A 12,496-nucleotide genomic window follows, 5' to 3' on the forward strand; every position below is an offset into this window, starting at 1 on the left:
AAGGGAGAGCTTCGGCTCTCCCTTTTATTTTTCCCCCTGCCCTTTTCCGCTATGCTGGAGCAATGAAATTCACAGGAACTGATTCATGGCTTCATTGCTGCTTATTGATGATCATCCGTTAGTTGCCGTCGCACTGGAAGCGGCGAGTGCTCACGCCCCCATCCCCTTAAAAATTCACGCTGCTGGCGATGAAGCGCAAGCGCGCCAACTGCTTCAGCTGCATCACATTGATGTGATTGTGCTTGATATCGGTTTGCCGGACTGCGACGGACTGGAGCTATTGCGCCGTTTACGCCTGCGCAATCAGCAATGTCCGGTATTGATCTACTCGGCACAGCAGAGTCGCCACACGTTGCTCAGTGCGGTATCGCTCGGTGCCGCCGGTTATGTGGTAAAGAGCCAAAGTATGGCGCAACTGCTCAGTGCCATTTTGGCGGTGCTCGGCGGCCAACAAGCCTTCCCGCCGCTGCCAGAACGTATCGAACTGCCTTTAACCGAGAAAGAGCAGCAAATTGTGGCGCTGCTGGTGAAGGGATTGTCGAATTTGCAGATTGGCGAACAGCTGCATATCAGTAATAAAACCGTAAGCACCCACAAGAAAAATATTCTGGAGAAAACCGGCGTGCAATCGGTGATAGAACTCGCCGAACTGTGGAAAGCGCAGCAGTGAGGATTTGGCTGTTGCTGTGTACGTTACTGCTGAGTCTGCTGGCGAGAGCCGATTTGCAACCCGCCAGCAGCGTGATGTTGCCCGCCATGATGCCTGCGCCGCATGCTGAGCCATGGCCCGGTGCATCGTTGCGCGTCGCGGTTCCGGCGCAAAATAGCGCCCCATGGGCGATGCGGATCGGCGATCGCATTTGGGGCATTGATGCTGATTATCTTAGTGCTCTCAGCCAACTGACCGGCACCCACTTTACGCTGCAAAGCTATGCGGATCGTAGTCAGCAGCTGGCGGCGCTGCAGCGCGGCGAGGTGGATTTGGTGTTGAGCACCGAACACACACACCTGCCGCCCGATATTCTGCTTAGCGACAGCTGGTACAGCAGCCCGATTCGCATCTATCGCAACCGCGATAACCAGCGCGCGGTGATGTTCAATAGCGAGACCGCCCAGCTCACTATCGCTGAAGCCACGCTGGCCCAACTGCCAGCCGATTTTGTGCAGCAGCACCGCTGGCATAGCCTGCCGGGTGATCTGCAGGCGCTGTATGCCTTGCTGAATCAGCAGAGCGATTATCTGGTGGCTGACGAAGCCAGCGCGGGCTTTTTGCTCGGCCAGCTGCAGCAGGGACAGATTTATCAGATTACCGCCGATCCCGGCGCCAGCGAGTTAACCTTACGCGCTTTGGCGCGCGATCAAGCCCTGATTCACTGGCTCAACAGCCAGCTGCGCCTGCTGCCCGCCGAGTTCAGCAATCGCGTACAGCAGCGCTGGAGCCCGCCGCTGTTGCGCTATCAGGACACACAAACCCTGATGCTCTCAGCCAGCGAAAAGCAGTGGCTGGCGCAGCATACTGACATCCCTTACGCCGTTGAAGCAGATAACGCCCCGTGGAGCTATCGCGATAGCAATGGCAATGCTCGCGGCTTTGGTATCGATCTGCTCAATGCGCTCAGCCAAAGCACCGGCCTGCGCTTTACGCCGCATTGGGTTAGCAATCCGCAACAGGCCACCACGTTAATGCAACAACAGCAGGTGATGCTGAAACTGTTTCAGCCGCTGTTTGGCGACGATGCCAACAGCAATACCTTGCCGGTTTGGCGCGCCATTTGGGGCATTTATACCCTTTCCACTTCGCAACCCATGAACTGGCAAACCCTGCAAGGCCAGCGCGTTGGCATCGTGCGCGCAGATTTAGCCCAGCGTTTGTTGCCACCCGGCATGGTGCCACAGCTGTTTGAGGATCGCGCACAGCTGTGGCAGGCGCTGAACAGTGGTCAGATCGATGCCTTAGTGGATAACGTGCTGTCAGCGCGCTGGCGCATGGCGAGTCATCAGGATAATCGCGTTCATCTGGCGTTTGCCGCCAGCGATATTGCCTGGCCATTGGCGCCGCAGGTCAGTGCTGCACAACCGCAGTTACGTGCGCTGCTCGATCATGCACTCCAACAGATTCCCCCCGACACGCTCAACCAGATGCGCGTGAGCTGGTCACAGCCGCCACAGCCGGGTAACAGCATGGCGATGCGCAATATTCCGTTAATGATCCTGATCGTCGCCGGCATGACGATTTTGCTGCTATTAGCCTTGTTGCTGCGTCGCTATTGGCAACAGCGCCGCGACCGGCTGCAGCGCGAACAGGCCGAGCGCGCTAACGCTGCCAAGAGCCAGTTTCTCGCCACCGCCAGTCATGAGCTGCGTACGCCGATGCAGGCGATTCTCGGTTTGCTGGAGCTGGAACAGCAGCAGCATCCGAGCGAACGCCTGGCGCTGATGCACAGTAGCGCGCGATCGCTGATGGCCCTGTTGAACGATCTGCAGGATCACGCACGCATTGAGAGTCAGAGCTTCCGCCTGGCGCCACGCCCGCTTAATCTGGTGCACTGGCTACAGCAACAGCAGCAGTTTTATCATCCTTTGATGCGTGACACCGGGCCAGTGCTGATTGCTGAAGCGTTGACGCCGCTACCAGCCTGCGTGTTGCTGGATGGCGATCGCCTGCAGCAGGTGGTGAATAATCTGGTGGCCAACGCGCTAAAATTTACCCGCGCAGGCGAAGTGCGCCTGTCGCTGGCGGTCGAGGAAGATATACAGCTGACGGTGACCGACAGCGGCAGCGGCATTCCGCTCAGCGAGCAAGCGCAGCTGTTCGAGCCGTGGTACCAGGCGCCGTCCGGCAAAAGCCATGCCGTGCAAGGCAGCGGTTTGGGGCTGTTTATCTGCCGCGAAATCGTGCAACGCATGGGGGGCACGCTGACGCTGACTTCGCAGCCGGGACTCGGCACCACGGTTAGGGTGCAATTGCCGCTGGTGCTGAGTGAAGCGCCATCAACCGAGCGCACAGCAAGCTGGCCACGCTATTCCCATTTGCGCGTGGCGATCGTTGACGATCATCCCACCAATCTTTTAGTGATGCAGCAGCAGCTGGCCAACTTTGGCGTGGAAGCAATGGTGTTTGAAGAGGGTCGAGCGCTGCTGCAGGCAGATGACAGGCAGCCGTTTGATATGCTGTTTATCGACCAGATGATGCCGCGCCCGGATGGTTTAACCCTGCTGCGCATTCTGCGCCGTCGTCAGCGCCAGCGTGGCACAAACGTGCTGCGCGTGCTCTGCTCTGCCGATGTACAGTTGCTGAAAATGACGCTGCAGGATGATGAAGCATTACTGTTAAAACCGATCGAGCTCGATCATCTGGCACCGCTGCTGGCGCGAGCGGCAATGGATCCATTGGCTGCGTTGCCAAATAGCCTGCTGATTCTGGCGCAGAATAATCAAGCGTTTATTCCGCGCATTTGCCAGACTCTGCAACGTACCCTACAGCAGGATCGTGATGCGCTGCTTAACGCGCGCGCGACCCAGAACTGGTCCTTACTGGAACAGGCGGCGCACCGCATGAAGGGCAGCTGGTTGATGTTGGGTATGGAGGAGGTAGCCGAGCGCTGCCAGCAACTGATTGTGCAGGCTAAACAGCAACAGTTGCAGGTTGATAATCTCAATTTACTGATATCATTAACAAACAGGTTACTAAAACAACTGGAAAATTATGGCACACACTCATTCTCACGGCTCAGCTAACGGCAACCGCACGCGACTGGCGGCCGCATTTGGCGTGACCGCGCTGTTTATGGTGGCCGAAGTGATTGGCGGACTGGTTTCAGGTTCGCTGGCGTTACTGGCGGATGCCGGACATATGTTGACCGATGCTGCCGCACTGCTGATGGCGCTGCTGGCCGTACAGTTTGCCCAGCGCAAGCCAAATGCGCGTCATACGTTTGGTCTGCTGCGTTTGACCACGCTGGCGGCGTTCGTTAACGCTATCGCGCTGCTGGTAATTACCGTGCTGATTGTCTGGGAGGCACTGCGTCGCTTCTATCAGCCACAGCCGATTGCCGGTGGTTTGATGTTAGGCATCGCCATTGCCGGATTATTCGCTAATCTGCTGTCATTCTGGCTACTGCATCGCGGCAGTGAAGAGAAAAATCTCAACGTGCGCGCTGCAGCGCTGCACGTGCTCGGCGATTTACTCGGTTCGGTTGGTGCAATTGTCGCCGCCGTAATCATTATGCTGACTGGCTGGACGCCGATTGACCCGATTCTTTCGCTGCTGGTGTCATTACTGGTGGTGCGCAGCGCCTGGTCGCTGCTGCGTGAGAGTTTGCATGAGTTACTGGAAGGCGCGCCAGGCCATATCAATGCCGATAAGCTGTCGCGCGAGCTGACGCGCAATATTGATGAGGTGCGTAATGTGCATCATGTGCACGTTTGGCAAGTCGGTGAAAAACCGGTGCTGACGCTGCATGTGCAGGTGATACCGCCTTACGACCATGACGGCTTGCTGCAACGTATTCACCACTATTTGCACGAGCACTATCAAATTGCTCACGCCACGGTGCAGATGGAGTATCAAGCCTGTAGCGGACCAGATTGCGAACTCGGTTTAGAAAGTCATGCAGCGCAGCATGATCATGCTGCGCTGGAAGGACATGCCCATCACCATCACTGATGTGATAGCGCACGCGAGCCGTGTTCGCGTGCGCTTTGCATCCACAAGCGCGAACCGTTGAGGGCAATCAGCGTCAGGATCGCGTACTCGAGCGACATCGCATACACGCCCTGACGGGCGAAAATCATCACGCTAATCACGTTGATCACCACCCACAGCAGCCAGTTTTCAACGTATTTACGCGTCATCAGAATCATCGCCACAATCGACAATACCATCATGCACGAATCCCAGAATGGGAACGCATCGGGCTGTAGCTGCGGCATCGCCACGTTGAGTCCCATGCTCTGCATGATGCCCACCGCGGTTTTGGTCAGGAAGGCGAACACCGGATCGATGTACACCGTCATCAAGGCAATCGCCACCACGCATGCCGCCCCCCAGCCCAACGCTTTCGGCAGCGGCAGCCAGCGAATCCGTAACTCGTGTTCGTTATTGGACGTTTGCCGACTCCACGCGTACCAGCCATAGACGTTGGCGACGAAGAAGAACAGCTGCAGCAGCAAGCTGGCGTAGAGCTGAATCTGGAAGAAGATCACCGCGAACAGCGTGACGTTAATCAGACCGAAGAAGTAGTTGATGATTTTTTCGAGACTGGCAAGCCAGATGCACAACAGGCCCGCGACGGTGCCGACGGCTTCAATCCATGAGAGATCGTAGCCGCCCACGCCGAGCGGGATGTGAACCAGGATATTTTGCGTGCTAAAGAAGTCCATATTAGGTACCTATACCCTAAATAATTCGAGTTGCAGGAAGGCGGCAAGCGAATGAATCCCCCGGAGCTTACTCCAGTAAGTGACTGGGGTGAATAAGTGCAGCCAACGCATCTGCAACTCGAAGTATGACGGGTATATATGAAGGGTGCGCGTCATGCGTTCCCTCTTACCTTAAGTTTGAGATCTGCTGCAAAGGATAGCATGCGGTTGAGCGGTCGCAACGCGGCCTCCCGCAAGGCGCTGCCCACGTGGACTTCATGCTCGCTGCCGCCGCGCGCCAATCCTTCAGCAATCGCTTTCAGGCCGTTCATCGCCATCCACGGACAGTGCGCGCAGCTGCGGCAAGTCGCGCCCTCGCCGGCGGTTGGCGCTTCCAGCAACTCTTTTTCCGGCACCGCCTGCTGCATTTTGTAGAAGATACCGCGATCGGTGGCGACGATCATTTGTGGATGCGGCAAGCTTTGCGCCGCCTGAATCAGCTGGCTGGTGGAGCCCACCGCATCGGCCAGATCGACAATCGCCTGTGGTGATTCAGGATGCACCAGCACCGCCGCATCCGGATAGAGTGCCTTCATGCGTTGCAGCGCCTGGGTTTTGAATTCGTCATGCACGATGCACGCGCCCTGCCAGCACAGCACATCGGCGCCGGACTTCTGCGTGACGTAACGGCCAAGATGGCGATCGGGTGCCCAGATAATTTTCTCGCCGAGGCTGTCGAGATGCTCAATCAGCTCAACCGCGATGCTTGATGTTACCACCCAATCCGCACGCGCTTTGACTGCCGCTGAAGTGTTGGCATACACCACCACGGTGCGGTCAGGATGTTGATCGCAGAAGCGATTGAACTCTTCAATCGGGCAGCCGAGATCGAGCGAACATTCGGCCTGCAGCGTGGGCATCAGTACGGTTTTTTCCGGGCTGAGGATTTTCGCGGTTTCCCCCATAAAACGCACGCCCGCCACCAGCAAGGTTTTCGCCGGATGCGTGCTGCCAAAACGCGCCATTTCCAGTGAGTCCGACACGCAGCCGCCGGTCTCTTCCGCCAGCGCCTGAATTTCGGGATCGGTGTAGTAGTGCGCCACCATCACCGCATCACGTTCTTTCAGCAGGCGTTTGATTTCGTTCTTATAGTGGGCTTTTTCATCGTGGCTGAGACGTGCCGGTTTCGGCGGGAAAGGATAGATTGCGCTTTCAGGATCAAACATCAGGCTCATGACACGGCTCTCGTTTTCTCAATTTAACAAAATTGCCTACTACGGCAATGATGCGGCATCAAAACCGCCATCGTGTTTTATATGCTAAACACGATAGCGGAATTGCGCGAGAGTGTCGTCTCTTTTTTGCGCGCCCTATAGCAACAATACGCTGCTCATAGATTTCTGTGGGCTTTCCAATTCCAGCAGGAACGCTTTAACGCTGAGACCGCCCGCGAAGCCGGTCAGTTTTCCGTTGCTGCCAATCACGCGATGGCACGGCGCCATAATCGACAGCGGGTTTTTACCGTTCGCCGCACCTACCGCGCGCACCGCTTTGGGATTACCGATTTGAACGGCGATTTGCTGATAGCTACGGGTTTCACCAAACGGAATCGTGAGTAGCGCATGCCAGACTTTTTTCTGGAATTCGGTACCAACCGTGTCGTATGTCATATCAAACTGCTGGCGCTCGCCAGCGAAGTATTCGCGCAGCTGGCGTTCCGCCTCACAGAGAATGGGGTGTTGATCGTTATGGCTGATCGGCGTCAACGGTACGCGCTGCGCACCTTCGTTTTCCCACAGAATGGCCGACAATCCGTTGTCAGTAGCAATAAGCGTGAGCTCCCCAACAGGGGTGGCGATAATTTTGGCATGATACATAGTGCACCTCCGACGTAATCTCTGTTGGCGATTATCGCACTTCTAACCTGAGAAACTGGCTGTTTTCGGTCATCAGCATAAACTGGTTAGCTGTCCGAAAGCAGCGAGTTTTCCTGTTCAGCTTGCGCGACCATGCGGTTTATTTGCTGGAGATCATGATGTTTGATCCTGAAATTGCTTACCAGGCGCTGACCTCGCGCGATAGTCGCTTCGACGGGCTGTTTTTCGTTGGCGTGACGTCAACCGGCATTTATTGTCGGCCCATTTGCCCGGTGAAAGCGCCGATGCAGAAGAACTGCCTGTTTTTTAGCAGCGCTGAAGCCGCCGAGAAAGCGCATTTCCGCCCCTGTTTGCGTTGCCGCCCTGAGCTGGCGCCAGGCTTTGCACCGGTGGACAGTCATCATCGCATTGCCGATCGCTTGATTCGACGCATCGAAGAAGGTTTGCTGGAGGAGCAGGAGACGCTCGCAGAGATTGCTCGCGAGTTTGACCTAAGTGAGCGCCAACTCCGTCGAGTAGTGCAGCATGAGCTAGGTGTGTCGCCATTAGAATTGCGTCAGACGCGCCGTATGCTGCTCGCTAAGCAACTTTTAACTGAAACCTCGCTGCCAGTGACGGAAATCGCTTACGCGAGCGGCTTTCGTAGTCTGAGGCGTTTTAATGATGTGTTTCAGGCACGTTATCGCATGACACCTTCCCGCTTACGCAAGCAGAGCCAACCCGATTCTGTCACTCCCGTTCAGGAAAGTGCCGAGCTGCGCCTGAGTTATCGCCCGCCTTATGATTGGGACGAAATACTCGATTTTCTACAGCAGCGCGTGATGAAAGAGGTGGAATGGGTAAACGACGGCATTTACCACCGCACCGTGGCGTTAGGCAATTGTCGCGGCTGGGTGCGCGTGAGCCATCTTGCTGAGAAACAGTCGTTGAAAGTGCAATTCACCACGTCGTTGACGCCGGTGCTTCCCGCCCTACTGCGTCGTCTGCGCGATCTGTTTGATTTGGATGCGCAACCACAGCGTATAGCAGAGCATCTGAGCCACGATCCGCTACTGGCGGAGAGTTTATCGCGCTTTCCCGGTTTACGCGTTCCTGGTGCGTTTGACGGCTTTGAGCTAGGTGTGCGTGCGATACTCGGCCAGCAGGTTACCGTGAAAGCCGCAACGACGTTGAGCAGTCGTATGGCACAACGCTTTGGCGAATCGCTGGCAACGCCGTGGCCAGAGCTGTCTCGTTTGCCACCCAATGCGGAGACGCTGGCGGCGGCAAGCATTGATGATATCGCCAGCCTCGGAATTGTCAGTGCGCGTTCACAAGCCATTCAGGCTTTGGCGCAGGCGTGTGCTTCTGGCGCTTTGCGGTTTAACGGTGCGGTGAATCCTGATGTGGTTCAGCAACAGTTACTGGCGCTGAAAGGGATTGGGCCGTGGACGGCGAGTTATATTGCGATGCGCGCTCTGCGTTGGCCGGATGCGTTTCCGAAAGAGGATATCGCGATTCGTAATAATCTCGGCGGTGTGAGTGCCAAAGTGGCGGAACAGTTATCACAGGTTTGGCGACCGTGGCGCAGCTATGCTGTGCTGCATATTTGGAAAAGTCTGACGCCGGTTAAGGTCATTAAAAGTAATTAAACCGTGCCAACAGCCGAAAGGATCGGGCGGTTGCGTAAAGTCGCCGTGGATACATCCCTGTAGGCTCTGCCGGCGCATCCATGCGCCGGAAGCTTTACTCCACCGCCCGATCCTTCCGTCTTCGTTATGCATCGGTGCGATTATTTAAAGCCACGACAAAGCTTAAGGGCCAGTAAAGGCGGGTGCGGAAGGAGCGAAGCGTCCGAGCCATGGACAAAAACGCCGGGAGCGTTTTTGCACAACGCGAAGCGTTGCCCGCGTGCGGGCGAGCCTCATGGATGAGGCGAGTACTTGCGAGGCCGATCCACAGGGATGTGAGGTTTCTTCGCGATCCGCCCCGCCTTATCTGGCCGGTGCACAATCACACAGCGAATCCACCTAAACATTTTAATCACCGTAGAAAAGCAAAAAGGCGCCTTTAGGGCGCCTTTCTACATAACTGGTGGGTCGTGCAGGATTCGAACCTGCGACCAATTGATTAAAAGTCAACTGCTCTACCAACTGAGCTAACGACCCGTTGAGGGCTTACAACCTTATGCTTGCTTGATGGTGGGTCGTGCAGGATTCGAACCTGCGACCAATTGATTAAAAGTCAACTGCTCTACCAACTGAGCTAACGACCCATCAAGGTTGTGAAGCTTACTGAAGAAATCATCTCACTAACAACGGGTTGAGATGGTGGGTCGTGCAGGATTCGAACCTGCGACCAATTGATTAAAAGTCAACTGCTCTACCAACTGAGCTAACGACCCATCTTCAGTGCTGCCGATACTTGTTAAGATATGTCCCGGCAACGGCGGCATATATTACTGATTTAGCGGGGCGGCGCAACCCTTATTTTCCACTAAATGTCTCAATTGCTTACCTTTCATGCTGTAAGACCAGAAATCACACGAAATCCGGTCTTTTATGCACAAATTACAACCCGGCAAGGCGTTTTTGCGCCTGCTTCGCAGAATCACTATTTGGGAATTGTTTGATCACTTGCTGGAAGACGGCCTTGGCTTTCGCCGTGTCATTCTTCTCTTGCATGATCACGCCAACTTTAAACAGCGCTTCTGGGGCTTTTGGCGATTTCGAATAATTCTTTACCACTGTGGCAAAATAGTAAGCGGAATCGTCTTTTTTACCCTTGTTGTAAAACAGCTGACCAAGCCAATAGTTGGCGTTCGGCTGATAGGTAGAATCAGGATATTTCTTCACCCAAGCCTGCAGGGCGGTAATCGCCTGATCGTACTGCTTCTTCTCAAGAATCAGCGCAACGGCAGCATTGTAGTCCGTATTGGCATCGCCGGTTTGAGCTGGCGCTGCCGCAGTGGCGCTGTTGTTGCTGCCGCTATCAGAGGTCGCTGCGCCCGCTGCAGCAGCATCGGCACCACCGCTCGCCTGGGCACCGTTGCTGCCGGAGCTGAGGCTATCGATCTGCTGATAAAGCTGTTTCTGGCGTTCAATCACCTGATTAAGCTGATAGCTATTTTGCTGGATTTGCCCGCGCAGCGAATCGATATCGCTTTGGTTATCGCTCATCTGCTGCTGCAACTGCTGCAGAAGCTGAGCCTGGGCATTAGAGATACGTTCAAGAGTGGTGACGCGGTCTTCGACCGAGCCTGAGCCAACGCTACTGATTGACGCCTGGGCATTAGCGGCCCATGGGGCCGCTAAACCAACCAGTAACGACAGACTCAATAGATGAAGTCTGAAGTTACTCATCATACGATTATCTTAGTAAACCAGTACGGCACGACGGTTTTTAGCGTAAGCCGCTTCGTCATGACCCAGTACAGCTGGTTTTTCTTTACCGTAAGACACGATAGACATCTGGTCAGCAGAAACGCCTTTGCCTTGCAGATACATCTTAACGGCGCTTGCACGACGTTCGCCCAGGGCGATGTTGTATTCTGGGGTACCGCGCTCATCCGCATGACCTTCGATGGTCACTTTGTAAGACGGGTTGCCACGCAGGAATGCAGCGTGCTGATCCAGCATCTGAGCGTAATCAGACTGCACGTCATACTTGTCCAGACCGAAGTAAACGATGTTGTTCTGCTGCAGCTGCTGCATCTGCAGACGCGCTTGCTCGTCAGAAGACATGTTACCGTTCTGGCCCGCACCAGCACCGTAAGCACCGTCGTTAGCGCCCATACCAGTCTGATCGTTGTTGTTGTTTTTGTGTGAGCTACATGCAGCTACTGCGATAACCGGCAGAGCCAGCATCAAACCCTTCAGCACTTTATTCAGTTGCATTTCTTTATCCTATTATTTTGTTTGCCATACATTTTAATCCCCCGCCGTGCAGGGGACCTATGCATCACAGATACGGCGACCAGGCAGGGAATTTGACCTGTCCATCAGTTGCCGGAAGACGCGCTTTGAAACGCCCGTCGGTTGAAACCAACTGCAACACGGAACCCATCCCCTGAGTAGAGCTATAGATTACCATTGTGCCGTTTGGCGCCAGACTTGGCGTTTCATCCAGGAACGTGTCCGTTATTGTTTGAACGGCTCCCGTTACCAGATCCTGTTTGGCGACATGCTGAGCGCCACCGGCGCTGCTGATCATCACCATCGTTTTACCGTCAGTTGACACGTCCGCATCCTGGTTTTGCGCACCTTCCCAGGTAATACGTTGTGGCGCACCGCCGTTAACTCCAACTTTATAAATCTGAGGCGCACCGGCCTGATCCGAGGTATAAGCCAGCGTCTGGCTATCCGGGAACCACGTCGGTTCAGTGCTGTTGTAGCGGCCATCTGTAACCTGACGCGTCTGACCTGAAGCCAGATCCATCACGTACAGGTTCAGGCTACCGGTTTTCGACAGCGCGAAGGCCAATTTAGAACCGTCTGGTGAGAAGGCTGGCGCACCGTTGTGACGCGGATAAGAAGCTACCTGACGGATTGCGCCGTTAGACAGCGTCTGCACTACCAGCGCAGATTTGCCGCTTTCGAAGGTCACATAGGCCACTTTGCTGCCATCTGGCGACCAGGCTGGCGACATCAATGGCTGCGGTGAGCGGTGAACCACAAACTGGTTGTAGCCATCGTAATCCGACACGCGCAGCTCATACGGGAACTGACCGCCATTGGTCTGGACCACGTAAGCGATACGGGTACGGAATGCACCTTTAATGCCCGTCAGCTTCTCAAACACTTCATCACTGGCGGTATGCGCGGCATAACGCAGCCACTGCTTAGTCACTTTATAAGAGTTCTGGGCCAACACGGTACCAGGGGCACCACCGGTATCCACCAGCTGATAGGCAATTTGATAGCTGCCGTCAGCGTTAGGGGTTACCTGACCGACAACGACTGCATCAATACCTAATGCACTCCACGCGGCAGGCTGTACTTCCTGCGCGCTGGTGGGTTGTTGTGGCAGACGAGAACGATCCAGCGGGTTAAATTTACCGCTGTTGCGTAAGTCAGCGCTAACAATGCCGCCGATGTCTTCTGGTGCCGCGCCTGGGCCAGCCCATTGGAACGGAACCACACCAATAGGACGTGCGGTGTTAACGCCCTGCGTAATTTCAATACGTACTTCTGCATGGAGCATGGCTGCCCACAGCAGTACAAAAAAACCTAAGGTTACACGAAGTGCCTGCTTCATCTTATCTCCCTTACCTGAACCAG

10 protein-coding genes and 3 tRNA genes are annotated in these 12,496 nt (G+C 55.3%); 4 read left to right on the forward strand and 9 right to left on the reverse strand.

Features of this window, described 5'->3' with window-relative positions; genetic code table 11:
• Positions 1–85 precede the first annotated feature (85 nt).
• The 3 genes from PMI17_RS16180 to zitB are packed head-to-tail and all read left to right on the forward strand — an operon-like array spanning position 86 to position 4,666.
• Positions 86–670: a response regulator transcription factor gene (locus PMI17_RS16180; protein ID WP_007890626.1), complete on the forward strand. Its 585-nt coding sequence runs from the start codon at positions 86–88 to the stop codon at positions 668–670.
• Positions 652–3,738: an ATP-binding protein gene (locus tag PMI17_RS16185; RefSeq protein WP_071531070.1), complete on the forward strand. Its 3,087-nt coding sequence runs from the start codon at positions 652–654 to the stop codon at positions 3,736–3,738. Before PMI17_RS16180 ends, PMI17_RS16185 begins: the two co-directional genes overlap by 19 nt.
• The gene (zitB, locus tag PMI17_RS16190) at positions 3,707–4,666 is read left to right on the forward strand and encodes a CDF family zinc transporter ZitB (protein WP_007890628.1); all 960 of its coding nucleotides are present in this window, start codon (positions 3,707–3,709) and stop codon (positions 4,664–4,666) included. The genes PMI17_RS16185 and zitB overlap by 32 nt, the downstream gene beginning before the upstream one ends.
• On the opposite strand, the gene pnuC is transcribed toward zitB, so the two are convergent.
• The 3 genes from pnuC to PMI17_RS16205 all read right to left on the reverse strand — a co-directional run bounded on the left by pnuC (position 4,660) and on the right by PMI17_RS16205 (position 7,238).
• Positions 4,660–5,382, reverse strand: a complete 723-nt coding sequence (gene pnuC / locus PMI17_RS16195; protein WP_007890629.1) for a nicotinamide riboside transporter PnuC — start codon at positions 5,380–5,382, stop codon at positions 4,660–4,662. The genes zitB and pnuC overlap by 7 nt on opposite strands.
• Before the next feature lie 152 nt (positions 5,383–5,534).
• Positions 5,535–6,596 carry a quinolinate synthase NadA gene (gene nadA, locus PMI17_RS16200; RefSeq protein ID WP_007890631.1) on the reverse strand — a complete coding sequence of 354 codons (1,062 nt, stop codon included), beginning with the start codon at positions 6,594–6,596 and terminating at the stop codon, positions 5,535–5,537.
• 135 nt (positions 6,597–6,731) lie between these two features.
• The gene (locus tag PMI17_RS16205; protein ID WP_007890632.1) at positions 6,732–7,238 is read right to left on the reverse strand and encodes a methylated-DNA--[protein]-cysteine S-methyltransferase; all 507 of its coding nucleotides are present in this window, start codon (positions 7,236–7,238) and stop codon (positions 6,732–6,734) included.
• Between the two features lie 158 nt (positions 7,239–7,396).
• On the opposite strand from PMI17_RS16205, the gene PMI17_RS16210 reads away from it, so the two are divergent.
• Positions 7,397–8,869 (forward strand): AlkA N-terminal domain-containing protein, encoded by a 1,473-nt coding sequence (locus tag PMI17_RS16210; RefSeq protein WP_007890633.1) that lies wholly within the window; start codon positions 7,397–7,399, stop codon positions 8,867–8,869.
• Between the two features lie 440 nt (positions 8,870–9,309).
• Here the strand turns inward: PMI17_RS16210 and PMI17_RS16215 are convergent.
• The 6 genes from PMI17_RS16215 to tolB form a co-directional block, all read right to left on the reverse strand.
• A tRNA-Lys gene (locus PMI17_RS16215) sits at positions 9,310–9,385 on the reverse strand.
• 31 nt (positions 9,386–9,416) lie between these two features.
• Positions 9,417–9,492, reverse strand: a tRNA-Lys gene (locus PMI17_RS16220).
• 53 nt (positions 9,493–9,545) lie between these two features.
• Positions 9,546–9,621: transfer RNA gene (locus PMI17_RS16225), tRNA-Lys, on the reverse strand.
• Positions 9,622–9,787: 166 nt separating this feature from the next.
• Entirely contained in the window at positions 9,788–10,582 is a 795-nt protein-coding gene (gene cpoB, locus PMI17_RS16230) for a cell division protein CpoB (RefSeq protein ID WP_036621514.1), read from the reverse strand.
• A 9-nt stretch (positions 10,583–10,591) separates the two neighbouring features.
• Positions 10,592–11,113, reverse strand: coding sequence for a peptidoglycan-associated lipoprotein Pal (pal, locus tag PMI17_RS16235; RefSeq protein WP_007890635.1), 522 nt, complete (start codon positions 11,111–11,113; stop codon positions 10,592–10,594).
• Positions 11,114–11,177: 64 nt separating this feature from the next.
• Positions 11,178–12,473, reverse strand: coding sequence for a Tol-Pal system beta propeller repeat protein TolB (gene tolB / locus PMI17_RS16240; protein ID WP_007890636.1), 1,296 nt, complete (start codon positions 12,471–12,473; stop codon positions 11,178–11,180).
• Between the last annotated feature and the right edge of the window lie 23 nt (positions 12,474–12,496).

The sequence above is a fragment of the Pantoea sp. GM01 genome (genome assembly GCF_000282675.1).
Classification (GTDB): Bacteria; Pseudomonadota; Gammaproteobacteria; order Enterobacterales; family Enterobacteriaceae; genus Pantoea; species Pantoea nemavictus.